Annotated in this window: 16 protein-coding genes and 1 pseudogene; 6 read left to right on the forward strand and 11 right to left on the reverse strand. The window is 60.3% G+C overall.

The features are described from left to right. Nucleotides 1–25 precede the first annotated feature (25 nt). From hpaD to AC244Q_RS31985, 3 genes are read right to left on the reverse strand one after another with little or no spacing between them, the layout of a single operon-like run. Nucleotides 26–1,006, reverse strand: coding sequence for a 3,4-dihydroxyphenylacetate 2,3-dioxygenase (gene hpaD, locus AC244Q_RS31975; RefSeq protein ID WP_113546793.1), 981 nt, complete (start codon nt 1,004–1,006; stop codon nt 26–28). A 38-nt stretch (nt 1,007–1,044) separates the two neighbouring features. Beyond that, a complete protein-coding gene (gene hpaE / locus AC244Q_RS31980; RefSeq protein WP_128406074.1) occupies nt 1,045–2,562 on the reverse strand; it encodes a 5-carboxymethyl-2-hydroxymuconate semialdehyde dehydrogenase in 1,518 nt (505 codons plus the stop codon). Between the two features lie 43 nt (nt 2,563–2,605). Continuing rightward, nucleotides 2,606–2,998, reverse strand: a complete 393-nt coding sequence (locus tag AC244Q_RS31985; RefSeq protein ID WP_128406073.1) for a 5-carboxymethyl-2-hydroxymuconate Delta-isomerase — start codon at nt 2,996–2,998, stop codon at nt 2,606–2,608. 122 nt (nt 2,999–3,120) lie between these two features. Here AC244Q_RS31985 and hpaR point away from each other — a divergent pair, with 122 nt between their 5' ends. Next, nucleotides 3,121–3,594 (forward strand): homoprotocatechuate degradation operon regulator HpaR, encoded by a 474-nt coding sequence (gene hpaR / locus AC244Q_RS31990; RefSeq protein WP_051040888.1) that lies wholly within the window; start codon nt 3,121–3,123, stop codon nt 3,592–3,594. A gap of 14 nt (nt 3,595–3,608) precedes the next feature. Here hpaR and AC244Q_RS31995 read toward each other — a convergent pair whose 3' ends face one another. The 6 genes from AC244Q_RS31995 to AC244Q_RS32020 are packed head-to-tail and all read right to left on the reverse strand — an operon-like array spanning nt 3,609 to nt 9,993. Further along, on the reverse strand, nt 3,609–4,616 hold the full coding sequence (locus AC244Q_RS31995) for a phosphotransferase enzyme family protein (RefSeq protein WP_128406089.1): 1,008 nt from the start codon (nt 4,614–4,616) through the stop codon (nt 3,609–3,611). Between the two features lie 8 nt (nt 4,617–4,624). Beyond that, a complete protein-coding gene (locus tag AC244Q_RS32000; RefSeq protein WP_128406072.1) occupies nt 4,625–5,908 on the reverse strand; it encodes an aspartate aminotransferase family protein in 1,284 nt (427 codons plus the stop codon). 1 nt (nt 5,909) lies between these two features. Further along, nucleotides 5,910–7,271 (reverse strand): aspartate aminotransferase family protein, encoded by a 1,362-nt coding sequence (locus tag AC244Q_RS32005; protein WP_128406071.1) that lies wholly within the window; start codon nt 7,269–7,271, stop codon nt 5,910–5,912. A gap of 17 nt (nt 7,272–7,288) precedes the next feature. After that, nucleotides 7,289–7,939 (reverse strand): HAD family hydrolase, encoded by a 651-nt coding sequence (locus AC244Q_RS32010; protein ID WP_128406070.1) that lies wholly within the window; start codon nt 7,937–7,939, stop codon nt 7,289–7,291. Then, the gene (locus AC244Q_RS32015; protein ID WP_113546800.1) at nt 7,936–9,207 is read right to left on the reverse strand and encodes a Tm-1-like ATP-binding domain-containing protein; all 1,272 of its coding nucleotides are present in this window, start codon (nt 9,205–9,207) and stop codon (nt 7,936–7,938) included. Before AC244Q_RS32015 ends, AC244Q_RS32010 begins: the two co-directional genes overlap by 4 nt. After that, on the reverse strand, nt 9,208–9,993 hold the full coding sequence (locus AC244Q_RS32020; RefSeq protein ID WP_128406069.1) for an IclR family transcriptional regulator: 786 nt from the start codon (nt 9,991–9,993) through the stop codon (nt 9,208–9,210). A 322-nt stretch (nt 9,994–10,315) separates the two neighbouring features. Here AC244Q_RS32020 and AC244Q_RS32025 point away from each other — a divergent pair, with 322 nt between their 5' ends. Beyond that, nucleotides 10,316–11,767 carry an APC family permease gene (locus AC244Q_RS32025; protein WP_128406068.1) on the forward strand — a complete coding sequence of 484 codons (1,452 nt, stop codon included), beginning with the start codon at nt 10,316–10,318 and terminating at the stop codon, nt 11,765–11,767. A gap of 58 nt (nt 11,768–11,825) precedes the next feature. Continuing rightward, on the forward strand, nt 11,826–13,304 hold the full coding sequence (locus AC244Q_RS32030; RefSeq protein WP_128406067.1) for an aldehyde dehydrogenase: 1,479 nt from the start codon (nt 11,826–11,828) through the stop codon (nt 13,302–13,304). A gap of 121 nt (nt 13,305–13,425) precedes the next feature. Here the strand turns inward: AC244Q_RS32030 and AC244Q_RS32035 are convergent, their stop codons facing one another. Next, entirely contained in the window at nt 13,426–13,938 is a 513-nt protein-coding gene (locus tag AC244Q_RS32035; RefSeq protein WP_003550320.1) for a flavin reductase, read from the reverse strand. A 9-nt stretch (nt 13,939–13,947) separates the two neighbouring features. Further along, nucleotides 13,948–15,510 (reverse strand): 4-hydroxyphenylacetate 3-hydroxylase N-terminal domain-containing protein, encoded by a 1,563-nt coding sequence (locus tag AC244Q_RS32040; RefSeq protein WP_128406066.1) that lies wholly within the window; start codon nt 15,508–15,510, stop codon nt 13,948–13,950. 53 nt (nt 15,511–15,563) lie between these two features. Here AC244Q_RS32040 and AC244Q_RS32045 point away from each other — a divergent pair. The 3 genes and pseudogenes from AC244Q_RS32045 to AC244Q_RS32055 all read left to right on the forward strand — a co-directional run bounded on the left by AC244Q_RS32045 (nt 15,564) and on the right by AC244Q_RS32055 (nt 19,116). Beyond that, a pseudogene (locus tag AC244Q_RS32045) lies at nt 15,564–16,468 on the forward strand (helix-turn-helix domain-containing protein). Nucleotides 16,469–16,638: 170 nt separating this feature from the next. Further along, nucleotides 16,639–17,583: a helix-turn-helix domain-containing protein gene (locus AC244Q_RS32050; RefSeq protein WP_409565786.1), complete on the forward strand. Its 945-nt coding sequence runs from the start codon at nt 16,639–16,641 to the stop codon at nt 17,581–17,583. 126 nt (nt 17,584–17,709) lie between these two features. Further along, nucleotides 17,710–19,116 (forward strand): aldehyde dehydrogenase family protein, encoded by a 1,407-nt coding sequence (locus tag AC244Q_RS32055; RefSeq protein ID WP_113546806.1) that lies wholly within the window; start codon nt 17,710–17,712, stop codon nt 19,114–19,116. The last annotated feature ends 1 nt before the right edge of the window (nt 19,117 follow it).

Below are 19,117 nucleotides of genomic sequence, written 5' to 3' on the forward strand. Positions count from 1 at the left end.
AACAAATGAGTATTCTGCCTGCCGGTCAGGGCGCGACGATCGGCTGGGCCTTGAGGATCGAATCTACCACACGGGCGCCAGCAAACAGGCTTCCTTCCTCGAACCAGGATTTCGGCGCCGGAGCACCCCATAGCGTCTGGCGCTGCGGATCCTTGAGATCCCATTTGATCGGTTCCAGGTCGGGATCAACCGTCTGATAATCCGAGCAGTAGATCTCGATGCGGTGGCCATCGGGATCGCGGATGTAGAGGAAGAAGGCATTGGAAATGCCGTGCCGGCCCGGTCCGCGCTCGATATTGGGCAGCCAACCGGTGGTCGCCATCAAATCCAGCAGGTCGATGATATTGAGCGGCGTCGGAACCCAGAACGCGGTGTGATGCAACCGCGGGCCGCGACCATTGGTAAACGCAATGTCGTGGACGCCACCCTTGCGGTGCGTCCATGCAGCCCAGAGCTTGCCGGTCTCCTCGTCGGCGGTGTATTCCGTCACCCGGAAGCCGATCTCATTGTAGAAGGCGACGCTTTCGTCGACATTCGGTGAGAAGCAGTTGAAGTGATCGATGCGGAGCGGTTTCACGCCTCTGTAGAGGGCATATTTCTGGTGGATCGGCGGCAGGCGATCCATCTTGGAATAAAATTCCAGCGGAATGCCGTGCGGATCGCGCGTGCGGAACGTGCGCGACTGGTAGGGCCGCTCGACCCATTCGACCGGCAGGCCCTTGCCCTTGAAGAAATGCTCCGCCTTATTGAGGTCCTCGTCGGAGAACACCTTGAAGCCGAGATCGCGCGCTTCGGCGGCGGCTTCTTTCTTCAGGACGATGCAGTGATGCCCGCGTTCCTCGAGCGCACGCAGATAGATCGTGTCTGCCGTCTCGTCGGTCACCTGCAAGCCGAGAGTATCGACGTAGAAGGCGCGCGATTTCGCAAGGTCGGTCACGGCAAGCTCGACATGGCTGAGGCGCACGATGTTGAAAGCCGGATAAAGATTGGGTGTGGGCAGGGGCATGGGGTTCTCCTCCAAATTCAATAGGGTGTCCGGTGCACTCAGCCGCCGAGTTTCTGGATCGCATGCGCCTTGGTGGCGAAAGCTACGTTCTTGGTCTCCATGTAGAAATCGAAGGACCAATCGCCGCCGTCACGGCCGATGCCGGAATTCTTGACGCCGCCGAAAGGGGTCGGCAGGTGGCGGACGTTTTCCGAGTTCACCCAGATCATTCCGGCTTCCAGGGCATCGGTGAAGCGGAAGGCGCGGGTGACGTCCGAAGTCCAGAGGTAGCCGGTGAGGCCGTATTGCACGTCGTTAGCTAAGGCCAGCGCATCGTCCTCGTCCTTGAAGGGGATCGCGGTCAGAACCGGTCCGAAGATTTCTTCCTGCGCGATACGCATTTGGTTGTTGGCGCCGGTGAAGAGGGTGGGGGATACGTAACATCCGCCACCCGGTCCCTCGAATTTCGTGCCGCCGGCGGCAACCGTCGCGCCGCCGGCTTTGCCGATCTGGATATACTCCAGTACCTTCTTTTCGTGCACGGGGTGGATCAGCGGACCGACCACAGTTTCTGGGTCAAGGGGGTGGCCGACCTTGATGCGCTTGGCCTTCTCGGCGACCATCGCCGTGAAGCGGTCGTAGATGTTTTCCTCCACCAGCAAGCGGGAAGACGAGGTGCAGCGCTCGCCATTCAGCGAATAGATCATGAAGACGGCAGCATCGGCGGCGCGTTCAAGATCGGCATCGGCAAAAACGATGACGGGATTCTTGCCGCCGAGTTCGAAATGTACCCGCTTCAGCGTGTCGGCGCCTTGTTTCATGATCATCGAGCCGGTGCGGCTTTCGCCGACGAAGCCAATCGCTCTGATGGCGGGATGCTCGGTCAGCGCCTTGCCGGCGTCCTCGCCGAGGCCGTTGACGAGGTTCCAGACGCCCTTTGGCAAGCCCGCCTCTTCGGCGATCTCGACCAGCAGCCGTGCCGTCAGCGGTGAAAACTCCGCCGGCTTGTGGACGATGGTGCAGCCGGCAGCGAGCGCCGGTGCTATCTTCCAGGTCGACAGCATGAAGGGTGTATTCCATGGCGTAATGACGCCGACTGGCCCGATCGGTGCACGGCTGGTAAAGTTGACTTGACCATCCGCACGCAACGTTTTGCCGTCACGGGCTTCCACGGCGCGGTCAGCGAAGAACCGGAAGTTCTCGGCTCCGCGAAGGGCTGCCTTCGCCATGAATTTCAGCGATTGACCGGTATCCATGCATTCGACGAACGCGATCTCTTCGGAACGCGCTACGATCGCGTCGGCAATCTTATGAAGAAGTTTCTTGCGCGCGTCGCCCGACATCGCGGCCCAGGCAGGAAAGGCAGCTTTTGCGGCTTGTGCCGCCCGGTCCACATCCTCAGCCTTGCCGTGTGCCACCTTTGCCAAGACCTTCAAATCGACCGGAGAGATGATGTCGAACGTGGTGCCATCGGCTGCAGGAATTGCTTCGCCAGCGATATGGTTCAGGACGCCGTCTTTGCGAAAGCGAGCCAAATAGGCTTCGGCCTTTGCGATGTTTTCTTCCAGTGTCGACATGCTTTTCTCCGATGTGTCCTGCTTGTGGTCAATCACTGCGGCGCTAACCGTTTGTCTTGCGCAGGCGCGGGTGGATGGCGTTTTTCTTCCAGCTCAGCGCCGGGTCGATTTCGCGGATTTCGAGGGTGAGGGCGAAGTGCGGCGTCTCGAACAGCTTGCGGAGATGTTCCGTGACGGCGGTGAAGATCGCTTCGCCGGTCCTCCGCTTGTCCTCCTGGCTACGACCTTCGCCGATACGAAAGGACATATCGATGAAGGCGTTTTCATCGAGCAGATCGGCAATCGCATAGGCTTCGCACCGGATGGCGCGCACCCGCACGGCACCGGTCTCGAACAGACCCGTGCCGAGAATCTCGGCGTGGATCACACGGCACAGCGCGTCGAAGTCCACTTTTCCGTCGAGATTAGCCGAATAATCCATGGTGAAATGCGGCATCGTTCCTCCCCGCGCCACGACCTCAGTATATTTAACATGTTAAATATTTTGTCGGCTCTGTCAAGGGCATCGTGTCTGCCGGCCACGTTGCGCGGTTCAAGAAATTGATCCATAGAACCCTTATGACCAAACAATCCCCTGACGATAACGGCATAATGCAGGATGCCTTGCTGCCCCGCGATACGCGCCGCTCGCTGCCGATTGCGTTGCTTCGGGCGCGTGAAGCGGTGATGGGGCACTTCCGGCCCATGCTGGCGCTGCATGATGTGACGGAACAGCAATGGCGCGTCATTCGCATTCTGGCGGAAGCCGGAACACTGGATGCATCGGAGATGTCCGAACGGGCCTTTATCCTTGCTCCCAGCCTGACGCGGATCATTCGCTCTCTCGAGGAGCGCGGCTTCATCACCAAGAGCAAGGATGCTGAAGACGGCCGCCGGATATTGTTGCAGATCACCGCCGCAGGGCTGAAGATCATCAACGAGGTCAGTCCCGACAGCCGGATGATTTATACCGCGCTTGAGCAGCGGTTCGGCCGCGAGCGCATCGATACCTTGCTCGACATGCTCGACGAACTGGCGACGCTGAACAAATAGCACGGCCTCCGCTCCTATCTGCTGGCGCCGAGGCCATCTGCCAGCGCCAGAGCGTCTGCTACATAACGCTGAAGCCGCTCTGCCGCATCCGGCGCGTCAATTCGCTGACCGATCCAGCCGATATACGTGATGCTGCGCAGAACCATGAAGAGTGGCAGGGTTTCAATGGCGCTGTCCGGCAGCGACCGCACGCCGCGGTATCCCGCGATCAACGCTGCTTTGATGCGTTCGTAGTGCGGCTCGTCGCGATTCTTGAACAAGGCTGTGGCGATGTCGAACATTCGCCAGCCGTAGCCGGCATCGTCAAAGTCGATCAATTCGACATGATCGCCGTCTATGAGCACGTTTTCCCGAACGAGATCGGCATGGATGAGACCATAGTCGAGATGGCGGAGTGCATCGGTTTTCTCCCGCAGCAAAAGCCTGAGATCCGATAATTGCATCGCCTGATTCGGCGACAGTCCCGCACAATCCCAGAATCGCCCCCAAAGCGGCTGCCTGCCAAGCAAACCATTGCCGTCCCATGCCGGGCGGTGGAAGTCGGCCGGTGGTCTCCAGGCATCGGCGGCGGTGTGCAGCCGGGCGATGGCTTCGCCCAGCAAGCGGAAAATCACGACGAGGCGCTCACTGGAATGCACGAGAAGGACGCCCGATTGGCCGAGTGGGCTGCCGGTCATCCAGCTGACGATGTCGGCGTATTGGTCACCGAACTCAGGATTTGCGGCAAGCGCAACGATTTGGCGTCCATCCGGCGTGGAAACTGGTGCCGGAACACGCAGGCCCGCTTCGCGCAAGGCTGCCATCCAGCAGAGTTCCGAAACCAAAGCAATTTCGTTGCGATAGCCTGGCCGGTGCAGCCGCAGGGCTGCAGGCTCGCCGTTCCTGAGCGTCACCCGGAACACCGCATTCTCCCGGTATTTCAGGAGCTGGGGTGTCTGGGCGCCCAGCTCCCAGCTGCCAAGGGCTTGGCATGCGCGCGCACTCAGCGCCTCCATGAAAGGGATGGATTCATGTTCCGACATGGCCACCGTCAAAATCCGGACAAAACGTCGTCGAGCGTGGAAAGCATCAAATCGGCATTCTCCTTCGAAAATGGCATGGGTGGTCGGATCTTGGTCGCGCATTGATGCACCCCGATCTTGCCCATTAGGACGCCGCGCGCCCGCATGTCATTGATGACCTTCGTGGCGATGTCCGGCGCCGGGGTCTTTTTCTCACGGTCGAGAACCAGCTCCGCCCCGAAGAACAGGCCGCTGCCACGCACGTTGCCGATGACGTCATGTTTTTCGGACAGGCGTTTGAGGCCGTCTTGCGCATAGGCGCCGACGGCACGGGCGTTTTCCATCAGTCCTTCATCTTCGATCACGTCGAGAACCGCCAGGGCCGCAGCACAGGAAACCGGATTGCCGCCAAAGGTATTGAAATAGCGAAAGGCCTTGCGGAAGGCGTTCAGCGTGTCGGCATTGGCGACGACGCCGCCGACCGGATGGCCGTTGGCCATCGGCTTGCCGAGCGTCACCACGTCGGGCACGAAGCCTGCGCGCTGGTGGCCCCACATATGGCCGCCAGTGCGCCCGAAACCCGGCTGCACCTCGTCGGATATGACAAGCCCTCCCGCCTTGCGCACGGCGGTGATTGCCTTGTCGAGAAAGCCCGGCGACAGGTCGGGAAATCCCTCATTGGCAAAGAACGGGCAGATGATGAGCGCCGAAAAGCCGTGCGGGCTACTCTGCAGCGAGGCGATCGCTTTTTCCACTTCAGCGGCGAAAGCCTCCGCAAAGGCTTCGCCGGGCATACCACCCATCGGCCGATAGCTGTCGGGCGCCGGCACGTGGCGGACATGGCCGCCGAAACCGCCGACCGGGGGCATGCGGGTAGAGAGCTGCGACACGGCCGCGGTATTGCCGTGGTAGGTGTGGTTGGTCGCGATAACACCGGTCTTTCCCGTAACCGCCTGCGCCATACGCAACGCGATGTCGTTGGCTTCACTGCCGGTACAGGTCATGATCGCCGTATCGAGGCTCTTGTCGAATGTTGCCGTCAGCCGCTCGACATAGTCGAGGATGCCTTCATGCAGATAGCGCGTGTGGGTGTTCAGCGTCGACGCTTGCCGGGTGATCGCGTCGACCACGCGTGGGTGGCAGTGGCCGACGTGCGGCACATTGTTGTAGCAATCGAGATATTTCCGGCCGTCGGCATCCCACAGCCAGACACCTTCTCCACGCACCAGTTGCACCGGTTCGTCATAAAAGGTGGACATGTTTCGGCCAAGAAGCCGCTCGCGGCGGGCGAGAAGTGCTGCGTTTTCCACCATGTCATTTGCCTCCCGCGGCAGCTGTCAGGCCTGCCTCGAGTGCGGCGAGGATCCGATCTACATCGGCCGTGGTGATGATAAGCGGTGGCGAGATGATGACGTTGGAGCCGGAGGTACGCACCATCACGCCGGCGTCGTAGGCCGCGTCTTGCAGGCGCTGGACCACATCCTTCGGCGCGCCGGTCTTTGCCGCGCGGTCCGTCACCAGTTCCAGCGCGCACATCAGCCCTTTGCCGCGCACGTCGCCGATCAGTTCGTGTTTTTCCTTCAGTCTGTTCAGACCGGTCAGCAGTTCGTTGCCGCGCGCGCCTGCATTGGCGGCCACGTTGAGGCGCTTGGTTTCTTTGAGCGTCGCCAGCGCCGCCGCTGCACCCACAGGGTGGCCGGAATAGGTGTAGCCATGGCCGATGGTGCCGACGGTGTTCTTGTTGGCCTCGAAGGCTTCCGCGATCTTGTCGGAAATCATTGCGGCACCGAAGGGATAATAGCCGTTGGTAATCGCCTTGGCGGTCGACATCAGGTCGGGCTTGGTGCCCCAAAGGCGTGATCCCGTCCAGGCGCCGGTGCGGCCAAAGGCCGTGATGACCTCGTCGGCGATCAGAAGAATGCCATTCTTGTCGCAGATGGCACGCATCAGCGGCATGAAGGTTTCGTGCGGCACCATGATGCCGCCGGCACCCAGAACTGGCTCCATGATGAAGGCGGCGATGGTGTCGGCGCCCTGGAAGGCGATCTCGTCTTCGAACTGACGACCGATGGCCGCGGCGATTTCCGCCGGATCGTCGGTGCCGAAAGGATTGCGGTAGCCATAGGGAGCCGCCAGGTGCGAAACGCCCGGGAGCAGCGGCTCGTAGTTGCGACGGTTGTTGGCATTACCGTTGACGGACGCGCCGCCGAAATGGGTCCCATGATAGCCTTTCTTCAGCGCCACGAATTTGGTGCGCTCCGCCTGGCCATTGACCTTGTGGTACTGGCGGGCAAGCCGCAGGCAGGTCTCCACGGAATCCGAGCCGCCCGAGGTGAAGAAGGATCGGCTGAGGCCGTCTTGCTTGAACCACTCAGCCAGTTCGTAAGACAGTTCGATCAGCGGCGGATTGGTGGTGCCGCGAAAGGCGGAATAATAAGGGAGTTCCTCGAGCTGGTCACGGATGGCCTGTTTGATCGGATCGCAGGAATAGCCGAGGTTGACGTTCCAGAGCCCCCCGACGCCATCGAGCACCGTCTTGCCGTCGATATCAGTGATTTCAACACCGGAAGCCGCCCTGATGATGCGCGGCGGATTGGCCAACATGTCGGCCGGGTGCGCCATCGGGTGCCAGACATGACGGGCGTTGTTTTCGGTCAGAAAATTGGTTTCGCGCATATCGCAGTCCTCTTCGTTCAAAGTCCAAGCATGGAAAGGGCGCGGGCATAGCCGTCCGCGGGCCGGGTAACGTCGAAATGGACGTTGGGAAGCTTGACGACGTCGGCGCCCTCGATGTTCTTCAACTGATCGTCGACGAAGACGCAGGCTTCGCGCGGAAGCCCGACCTCGGCGATCACCTGTTCATAGGCGCGCGGATCCGGTTTCAGGATCTTGGTGTAGGTGGCATCGACGATGACGTCGAAGAGATCGATCAGCGGGAAACGCTTGCGAAATTCGACACCGTAGAAAAGATCGAGTTCATTCGAAAGGATGGCGAGCCGCAGGCCGGCGGCCTTGGCGCGGGTGATGGCGTCTGCCGCCTCCGGACGCAGCACGAGATCGGCATCGGCGCCGCGCGCCCGCTGGACGAAGGTCTTCATGTCGGTCCAATCCTCACCGACCAGCCGGCCGACTTCCGCGGTCCGTGTCATCCAGTAGTCGCGTTCGGTGATCTCACGGTTATGCATCGATACCCAGAGTGGATCAGTCGTTGTATCGAACGGACCGCGCCAGGTGAGTGTGCCGGCGGCAAGGCCAAGCGCCCGCTCGGTGACGTCGTGCGTTTCGAACAGCGTGCGGGTGACGACGCCGCCGAAATCGAGGATGAGTGCGCGATCGCCTGTCATGGCCTGCCTTCCGGGATGATGCCCTGTGCAACCCACGCATCGAATACGGCAAGGGCCTTTGTGGAGAATTGGGGGGAGTTGATGTGGCCATCGACCTCATGCAAGTCGACGGATTGGGGGAGGGCTAGGCGCATCGCGTCGATAAAGGCTGAAAGGCCTACCGGATCATGCAATGGTTCGCCTGGCTGGTCCCATTCCTGTATGCCTTCGAGCGGCAGGATCAGGGCAACCGGCGCCTGTGCGCCGCCAAGTTTTTCTCCGATCAGCGCAGCCGTCGCCCGGCGTCCTTCCGGCGAGGTGGTGACGGAGCCGATCAGCCGGTTGTGTGCGTGATAAGGTCGGTCGGCAAGTGCCGCCGGCAGCGGCTGCCACGCGGGCAGGTCAACCATATCGACGGCGCCGGGTGCAACGATCTGCGGTATGCCTGCGCGGCCCGCATTTTCCATGCGGTCCGGACCAGAGGTGACCACGGTGCCATTCTGGTGGTTGACGACTTCCTGCATGCAGAAGTCGAACACCGCGGCAAAGCCTTTCTGCGCGGCAATCGCCTCGAAGGCCCGTCCGCCCATGCCGGTCGAGTGGAATACTGCGACCTCATAGCCGCGTTTTTCGAGTTCCGGCTTCAGGTGTTTCATGTATTTGAGGCAGGTGGAACCGAGTGAGGTCATTCCGATCAACGGCCGCTCCGCCTTGGGCTTCACGCAGGAACGGGCGGCTCCGACGACGGCACCGCAGGCCTGGGAAAGCACGGCGCGGCAGATATCGTTCAATCCGTAAAGTCCGCCGGCCCACAGTATCATCATCAAGTCCGGGGCGATGCGCTCCGGCGGCACGAGATGCGAATAGGCAATTGTCGAGACCACGAATTTGGGAACGCCGAGCGGCAGGGCAGCCGCCACGTCAAGCGCCAGGTCCGTGCCCATCGAGCCGCCGAGAACAATGATGCCATCCGCCTTTCCGGTCGCGTGCAACGTTCCGACGAGAGCCGCGGCGCCGGTTGACATCAGCCTCATGGCTGAATTTTCGTCGCCGCTGCCGATGATCGCTTCGATCGATGTTCCCGCCGATTTGGCGATGTCGTGCCGGGAGTAATCAGGCGTGTAAGGCGGATCTGACAGGATACTGACGTCGACCAAAATCGGTTTTGCGCCAGCATCGCGGATGATGCCCGCCATGAACTGAAGCTCGTCGGATTTGGTGTCGCCGGTTCCAATCAGAAGGATGCTGAGTGGACGTGATTGTTCTGGCGACGGCTCTGCTGGGCTCATTCAACCGGTCCTCTTTGTTTGCATTTTTGTTCCCGAAGGCCGCTCCGGCCCGTAGTATTTTTCTGAGATGCGTTTGGCTGTGTCGACGACGGCTGCGCCGAAGTTTGCCAGTGTGGCGGCGCGCGCGCGCGCCAGCGGCGCCGCGATGGTGATGGAGCCGATCGGTTGACCGGCCGGCGAAAGAATGGGAGCTCCGGTGCTGACGACGCCGACCTCGAGACCCTGGCTGCTGATCGAAAATCCGCGCGCGACCGTTTCGTCTATCATTTTGCGGACGGCGGCCGGATCGGTCACGGTGTGCTCGGTAAAAGCGTCCAGTGGCTGCGACAGGGCCGACTCGATGTATTTCTTATCTGAGAAAGCCAGATAGGCGAGGCCCGACGCCGTAGCGTGGAAAGACAGGCGCGTGCCGATCTCGACGATGACCCGGTGCGCGCGCGGTGAGTCCTCGACGTGGATCGTTGAAAGTGTGCTGCCGCTGAATTCGGCGAGATGAACAGTTTCCTCAGACTTTTCAGCGAGCTCCCTTACGAAGGGGATGGCGACCCGCAGGAACGGATAACGCGCCTCGCGAATCCGCGCCAGGCGAACCGGCGCTGAACCGATCCGGTATCTGCGCGTCTCCGGATCCTGCTCAACGAAGCCATGCTTTTCCAATTCGACAAGCAGGCGGCGGGCCGTCGCCTTGTCGAGGTCGCAGAGACGGGCGATATCCGTCAATCCCGCTTCGTGGTTGAGTTGCGACAGGCTGTCCAGCAAGGACAGTGCTTTTCCGACGGTGCTCATGCGGTCTCCTCTTTTTGTCCGGTCGCCGTTCGATACCGGTTGGTGTTACGGGCACCTGTCTGGGTCATCATCGTCGATGTCCGGTCCTCCATGCCGGCCAAACTACTTAACATGCGAAATAACTTGACAGGTGTAGCCGTTATTTGCAAGTCTATATTTGAAGCAATGGTTCAATATATGAACCATATGCGCTGACCTGCGCGCGGCCAAGAGCAAAAGAAAAAACGCGGCAGATTAGTCCGGTTCGAAATGACGGCGATTTGGGAGGACGCGTTTTCCCGGAGCCCAATCGGATAGTTGCAACAAGGGGAACTTGAGCAAAATGGACAATCAATTCTCAACAGGCGCAGGTGAAAACCAGCTGCGCAAGAACAGTCTCGGCGTCGGCGCCGTGACATTTCTGGTGGTTTCGGCCGCAGCGCCGCTGACGGCGGTCGCTGGCGGCGTGCCTCTGTCGATGATGCTCGGCAATGGGCCGGGCATCCCGCTGACCTTTCTGCTGGTCACGGCGATCCTCGTACTGTTTGCGGTCGGCTACGTCGCCATGGCGCGCCACATCCGCAATGCCGGTGCCTTTTATGCCTATACCGCCCAGGGTCTCGGCGGCATGATGGGCGGTGCAGCCGCCCTCATTGCCATCCTTGCCTACAATGCCATGCAGATTGGCGTTTTCGGTCTCTTCGGTGCGGCAACCGCAGGGTTCTTCGCGGGCATCGGCCTTGAATTGCCATGGTGGGTCTGGACCTATATCGGCATCGCCGTCGTCGCGGTCTTCGGCTATCGGCGCGTTGATCTGTCGGCTAAGATATTGACGGTCCTCGTCATTCTTGAATATGTCGTCGTGCTGGTCATCGACGCCGCTATCTTGCTCAAGGGCGGTGACAGCGGCATCTCAGCCGTACCCTTCACGCCCGCCGCCTTGATGAGCGGAACGCCGGCAATAGGCATTCTCTTCTGCTTTGCAGCGTTCATCGGCTTCGAAGCAACCACGATATACAGCGAGGAAGCCCGCGAGCCGCACAAGACCGTGCCGCGCGCGACCTATATCTCTGTCCTTATTATCGGCCTCTTCTACATGCTGACCTCGTGGCTGATGGTCAACGGCGCCGGCGCCGATAAGCTCGTTCCCGAACTGCAGGGCCTCGCCGATCCTACGACCTTCCTCTTCGGCCTTGCCGAACGCTATGTCGGTCACTGGATCGTCCCGGTCATGAACGTACTCTTCATCACCAGCCTGTTTGCCGGCGTGCTCGCCTTCCACAATGGCGTCGCCCGCTACATGTATGTCGCCGGCCGCGAAGGTCTGCTGCCGAAGTCTGTTGGGGTCACCCACCCTGTCTTCCAGAGCCCGCATGTCGGTTCGGTGATCCAGACGATTGTTGCCGCTCTCGTCATCGCGCTCTTCGCCTTTACGGGGCAGGATCCCGTGCTTGCCCTCTTTTCGTGGCTCACCAATGTCGGCACGCTTGCCATCATTCTGCTGATGGCCTTCACCGCATTCGCCATCGTCGCCTTCTTCAGCCGCAATCCCGGCCTCGAGGGCAAGGTTGTGGTGACCAAGATCTTGCCGGTGATCACCGGCATCATCCTGCTGGGTCTAGTCTACTATATCACGGTGAATTTCGGCGCGATCGCCGGCGCAAGCGGTGTGCTCGCGGTGCTTCTGCCGGGTCTGGTGGTGATTGCCGCCATTGTCGGCTTGATGGCAGCTGCCCGTTTGAAGTCGGAAGATGCTGCCGGTTTTGCCCGGCTCGGCGCCGGACAGGAAGCCTGACATATCTGGATCATGATGGCGGACGCCGGTCCGCCATCTCTTTCGTAAGGAGATTGAGATGCAGGACAAGATCGACCAACTCCGCTCGAGCGTCGTCTCGCCGCAATCGCTGTTCATTGGCGGCGAGTGGCGTACACCTTTAAGCGGCGCGACAATGGATGTCATCTCGCCGATCGACGGATCGAAATTGACGACTATCGGCGATGCCGGGGCGGCGGATGTCGATCTCGCCGTTAGGGCTGCGCGCACCGCTTTCGAGAACGGCGCGTGGTCGAAGGCAGCGCCCGGCGAGCGCAAGAAAATCCTGTTCCGGATCGCCGAACTGATCGAGCGTGATACGCTGGAATTGGCGGTTCTCGGCGTGCGCGACAACGGTACGGAAATCAGCATGGCCGTGAAAGCCGAGCCAGGCAGCGCCGCCGCCACCTTCCGCTATTACGCCGAAGCCCTCGACAAGGTCTACGGCGAAATTGCACCCACCTCCGAAAGCGTTCTCGGCCTCATTCACCGCGAGCCCGTCGGCGTCGTCGCCGCTATCGTGCCGTGGAATTTCCCAATGATGATCGGCGCCTGGAAGATCGCGCCGGCGCTGGCAGCCGGCAACTCGGTGGTGCTGAAGCCCGCCGAAGGCGCATCGCTCAGCCTTCTGAAACTGGCGGCGCTGTGTGCTGAAGCCGGCTTGCCGGAGGGAGTGCTCAATGTTGTCACCGGCCGCGGCACGGTCGCCGGCGAGGCGATCGGCCTGCATGGCGATATCGATGTTCTCGTCTTCACCGGCTCCGGCGGCGTCGGCCGCCGGCTGCTCGAATATTCGGCGCGCTCCAACCTGAAGCGGGTCTATCTCGAACTGGGCGGCAAATCGCCCAACATCGTCTTCGCCGATGCGCCGGACCTCGAACAGGCCGCCAAGGTCTCGGCATTCGGCATCTTCAGAAACTCGGGACAGGTCTGCGTTGCCGGGTCGAGACTCCTGGTCGAGCGGTCGATCCACGAAGCCTTCGCAGAACGGATTTCAGCTATTGCCGCGAGGATAAAGGTTGGTGATCCGCTGTTGCTCTCGACGGAATCCGGCGCCATCTCCAGCGAGATACAGCTCGAGAAGGACCTCGGTTTCGCCGATCAGGCGTTGTCCGAAGGCGCAAGACTGAGAACCGGCGGCGGGCGCATTCTTCAAGACACCGGCGGTTTCTATATGCAGCCAACCGTGTTCGAGGTGACGCCGCAGATGACGCTGGCCAAAGAGGAGGTTTTCGGGCCGATCCTCTCCATCATTCCCTTCGATGACGAGACGGATGCGCTCAACATTGCCAATGCCACGCCTTATGGCCTCGCTTCAGCCGTTTGGACCAGCAACCTGTCTCGCGCCCATCGCATGGTGCGAGGGGTCAAGGCCGGCGTCGTCCACGTCAATACCTATGGCGGCGCCGACAACACCGTGCCGCTCGGCGGCATCCGCCAGTCGGGCAACGGCCACGACAAGTCGCTACACGCCATGGACAAGTATCACAATCTGAAGACGGCGTGGATCCAGCTCTAGCTTGGTCGAACACTATGCTGAGAGCAGGGGTCGCAGTTGAAATGTCGGACGCATCTGAAGTCAAAGCTCCCGCGCGCAGCCCATCCGCTGCCAGCAGCAACGCGGCTGACAGCGAATGCCTTCAACCTCCGAAGCTGCCAATTTGCGTCGGGACATGAACGTAATTCCGGTCAAAATACAGTAACGCGTTGCCATCGGGGCGGGATCGGATGCCGGCGATCCGCCCGATGAAAATGTGATGGCTGCCGACAAGTCTTGCCTCGGACAGCTCGCAATCAAACGAGACGATCGCATCCGCGAGAGCATCCGTACCTGAAGGCATTGCGACCCAATCCGCAGAGGCGTAACGCGCCTCCATATCGGCGGTTGCTCCGGCGAATTTCCCGGCTAGCTCTCTGTGGTCGTGACTTAATACGTTCACGCAGAACCGGTGGTTTTCCAGAAACAGGGCAGTTTGGGCGGATCGGCTATTCATGCAGACGAGCAGCGTCGGCGGCTCATCCGTGACGCTGCACATGGCCGTGGCGGTGAACCCGCCGCGACCGGCGGGACCATTGGTGGTGATGACGTTGACCGGCGCGCAAACGCGCGCCATGGCGTTGCGGAACTCGGTTTTGGAAAAGGCTTCCTCCATGGTCGCCTCCTATTCAGCAGCGGACTTGAACTGGTCTGCATTGCCGATCGGCGGCAACCAGGTGTCACCGGTCCAGCCGTTTTCGTCGTAGTCGCTCATGCAGGTATCGACCAAGGCCTCCATTTCGCGCAACCGTCCGCCACGCTCGGCCCCCTTCAGCACCTGAAGCCGGACTTCTTCCGGCGCGCCGGCATAGTTCAGCTCGTAGAGCGCATGCCGTCCGCCGAACTCGGTTCCGGTTGCGTCCCACAACAGCTTCATGATCTTGATGCGTTCGATATGGCCCATGTCGTTGGAGCCGCGCACATACTGGCCGAGATAGCGGTTGATCTCCGGATTGCCGAAATCCTTGGCCGAGGAAGGCAAATAGATCAATCCCGAGGCGACGACCTTGCGGACCGTCTCGATGACGCGAGGATAGGCTTCCGACATGAAGGTGCGATAGGCGAGAGCCGCCTCCAGATTGGGCAGCACTGCGCCGTTCGCCCAGGGGATCGGATTGTAGGCCATGGCGTTGGAGAAGCTCCAGAACATGTGGCGCAACGCGATGACTTCGCCAAGTGCTGCCTGATTGCCGCGGAAGGCATCGCCGCCGGTCGCCCGCAAAGCCTTGGCGAGCAGACCGGCCAGGAAGTCGAGTTTGACGGCGAAACGCGTGCAGCCCTGGAAGCAGTAGCCGTGCATGAAGCCGGAAGCGGGATGGAAGGACAGGATCTTCGGCGCATCGCGCAGGACCAGCACATCCTCCCAGGGGATGAAGACGTTGTCCAGAACCAGGATGGCATCGTTCTCATCGAAGCGGGAAGAGAGCGGGTAGTCGAATGGCGTGCCGACACGATTTGCCGTTTCCTCATAGGAGACGCGGCAGAACATCTTGATGCCGGGCGCATTCATCGGGACGATGAACATCACCGACAGCGACGGGTCTTCCGTGACCGTCGCCGAGCTTTGCGCCAGGAAATTGTAGTGCGTCAAAGCGGAGGACGTCGCCACCACCTTGGCGCCCGAGACGTAGATGCCGGCGTCGGTTTCCTTGGTGATATGAACAAATACGTCTTTTACGGCATCCGCCGGCTTGTGGCGGTCGATCGGCGGGTTGACGATCGCGTGGTTCATGAAGAGAGCCGCTTCCTGGGCACGCTTGTGCCAGGCGAGTGCGTTGTCCTTGAAGGGACCGTACCAGTCGGCATTGGCGCCCAGCGTATTCATCAATGCTGCTTTGTAGTCGGCGGTTCGGCCCATCCATCCATAGGACATGCGGGCCCAGTCGGCGATCGCACCCTGTTGAGCGACGAGATCGGCGGAGGACTTTGCAACACGGAAATATTTGTGGGTGTAGCCCCCAGAGCCGGTGTCGGTGGGCGATGTCAACCGTTCCTTGGTCTTTTCCGCATGCAGCGCATCGTAAAGCCTGGCGAGCGAGCGGGCGGAATTGCGCATCGAGGGATGCGCGGTCACGTCCTTGACACGCTCACCATTGATGTAGACCTCCCGCCCATCACGCAGGGATGCCAGATATTCCTCACCGGTGAAGGGCCGCTTGGTATCGGCCCGGAAATCTTCTGATCGCATGTCGTCCTCCCTTGATGTGAGACAAATGCTAGTCCTTGCGTTCGCTTTCCACCATGGACAGAATAGGGAAATCACTTGTACTTTTTACGGCGGCCAGCATGAACGACATCGTCCCAAGTTTCTTTGTCTACGGCGAACCGGATCGCCCTTTGGAGATCGGATTTCTTCATGTCGAAACGGTGATGGCGCGCGCAAATCTCCATTCCGGCCAGGTTCGAGCCCATAAGCATGATCGGATGATGCAGGTCACTTTCTGGACCAGCGGCAACGGATCCTATTTCATAGAAGATCAACGTTTGGACTTTTTGGCGCCTGCCGTCAGCTTTGTGCCGAGCGGCGTCATCCACGGCTTCAACGTCGATCCGCTTGTTTCAGACGCGGTCGTCGTGTCGATCGCAGACAGTCTGCTGCCGTCGATCGCCGGTCAGACGACGCTGCCGCTGGATCGCCCGGTGATGGTGACGGGGCAGGGCGCGGAAGCGTTCTGGGAGAGGCTTCGGCGGACTATGCAACTAATTCTGGAGGAGTACTTTCACCATTGGTTGCCGCCATGCTGACCCAGATCGGACGCCTGGCGTCCGACGCGCCGATGCTGGCACAATCGCCACAACGCCTGCTTGCTGGTGACCTTCGACGGCTGATCGACCGGCATTTTCGTGAGAACTGGCCGGTTGCGCGCTACGTTTCGAGCCTCGGCACCACGCCGCATCTTCTTGCCAAGGCCGGGCACATGGCTTTCGGCCAGGGCGTCAAGGACATGATCGCCGAGCGCCGCCTGCTCGAGGCCAAACGTCTGTTGCTTTTCACCATCCGATCGCTCGAGGACATAGCTTACGAGGTGGGCTTGAAGGATGCCGCTTATTTTTCGCGCTTTTTCCGCGCGCGGACCGGTATGCCGCCCAGTGAATGGCGGCGGCAAAACATAGCTGGTGAGAAGAGTCGGGATGACGGATTCTAGTTAACATGTGAAATATATTGACAGGGCGATCTATCTTCGACACTCTTTCAGTTTACCGGTCTCAGGTGTTGCCGCCTTTTTGCGCTTGTGGGAGAGTCGCGCGAGACGGACATGTCGTTGACTGACACTGTTGGGAGGCAGAGTTGGAGCTCTTGAACAATCAGGCCCTGATGCAACACGCATGGGCAACCGTTCCCTATGATCAATGGACCAGTGATCTCCAATCGATCTGCGGCAACTTCAATCCGAAAGCAATGGAGAGCGGCAAGGCCGTAACGGGGGCAGCCCGGCGTATCGATGTCTGCGGTATGGAGTTCGCCCATGTTTCCAATGATCTCGATCGCGTCCATCGAGATTGGGATGACATTCGCCGAGACGCCAACGAACACCTTTTTCTCATCGTGCAGCTCGAAGGGTCCTGTGGTCTCGAGCACGTCGGACTCCAGGCAGTCCTGGATGTCGGTGATTGCATTCTCGTCGACTCGACCCGGCCCACGACATTCCATTTCGGCGGGCAATTCAGCAATCATCTGTCGCTGCATTTGCCACGCCAGATCATGTATGCCGAAAGCCCGATCGATTTCGACATCGCCCGCAAACTCGAGGCCTTTGACCCGATGGCAATGATGCTGCGTGCGCTGGTGGCGAAGATCATGTCCAATTCGGCATCGGATGCCGCGTCCGCCAATCTGCGGCACCTGATGTTCAATGCGACGCGACAGGCCTTCGTCTCAAACGGCGACGCCATGTCCGCTCTCAACGACAGCGCTTCGCGGCGGCTGGAAATGGTCGACATACTGATCGACCGACACCTGACCGAGAGCGATCTCAGCGCCAAGTGGCTGGCGACACGGATCGGGGTATCCATCCGCACGTTGCAGCAGGATTTTCAAGGTATCGGCATGACCTGCACCACGGTCATCCGTGACAAGCGGTTGCGCCTCGTGCGTGAAAAGATTGCGCAGATCAAAGATCAAAGAAGCCCAAGGACGATCGCGGAAGTCGCCTATTCGGCCGGCTTCAATGATATTTCCTATTTCAATCGCAGCTTCAAGGATCTGTTCGACTGCGCGCCGACCGATCTGCTCAGGCCGGTGACATCAACCGCACAATAGTGCGGTTTGAATAGTTGATGAGCCGACGGCCTGTTGCGTTTGAAACCAAGTCGCGGCGCGCTCCTGCCCAAGACGGCTTTCTTCTGCCCCGTCATACTCCTTCCAAAGCTCAGGGAGGAGCCAATCGTGAAGCAGTACAGTCTGTTCATCGGCGGAGCACGCATCGAGACCGCAACCTATGCCGACGTTCGCAACCCATCGACCCGCGAAGTCGTCGGTCAGATGCCGCTGGCGACTCCGGCGGATCTCGATCATGCCGTTGCCGCAGCCTCAGTCGCCTTTCGCACTTGGAGCCAGGCGTCGGAAGAAGAGCGCCAGGCCGCCTGTCGCGCCATTGCCGAAAAGATTGCAGCCAATGGCGAGGAACTTGCACGCCTTTTGACGCTGGAGCAGGGCAAGCCTCTCAATGGTCTCGGTTCCCGGTTTGAAATTGGTGGTGCACTTGCGTGGACACGCCATACGGCAGAGCTGAATCTACCCATCGAAATTCTGCAGGACGACAATGAAGGACGTGTCGAATTGCATCGCAAGCCGATTGGCGTCGTCGGTTCGATCACACCCTGGAACTGGCCGGTGATGATCGCTTGCTGGCATATCGTGCCAGCGGTGCGCGCCGGCAATACGGTCATCATCAAGCCCTCGCCGCTGACGCCACTTTCGACAATCCGTCTTGTCGAGATCATGAATGAAGTGCTGCCGCCCGGCGTCGTCAATGTCATCACCGGCGAAAACAGCATTGGTGCAGCACTTTCCGCCCATGACGGCATCGCCAAGATGACCTTCACAGGCTCGACCGAGACCGGCAAGAAGGTCATGGCTTCGGCTGTCGCGACGTTGAAACGCCTGACGCTCGAGCTTGGCGGCAATGATGCCGGTATCGTTCTTCCCGATGCCGACCCTGCACAGATCGCCGAGGGCCTGTTCTGGGGAGCCTTCATCAACAACGGCCAGACCTGCGCAGCGCTGAAACGCCTTTATGTGCACGACAGCATCTATGAAGACGTCTGCGCACGGCTTGCCGACTACGCCGGCAGGATCGTGATCGGCGACGGCCTTGACGAAACCAGCATTCTTGGCCCGGTCCAGAACGAAATGCAGTTCAACAAAGTTCGCGAACTTGTCGATGATGCGCGCGCCAATGGCGGCCGAATTCTCGCCGGCGGCACGCCGATCGATCGGCCGGGTTACTTCTATCCGATCACGCTTGTTGCCGACGTCGACCATGGTGTTCGTCTCGTCGACGAAGAGCAGTTCGGGCCGGCACTGCCGATCATTCGTTACACCGATATCGATGAGGTCATCGCCCGCGCCAACACCAATCCCGCCGGGCTTGGCGGCTCTGTCTGGTCGGCGGACGCCGAAAAGGCCAAGCGCTATGCAATGCAGCTCGAATGCGGCTCGGTATGGATCAACAAGCACGGAACGATCCAGCCGAACGCCCCCTTCGGCGGCGTCAAACAATCGGGCATCGGTGTCGAGTTCGGCGCCGAAGGGCTGAAGGAATTCACCACAATCCAGACGGTGTTGAGCTGAG

Source organism: Rhizobium sp. CB2179 (genome assembly GCF_057653455.1).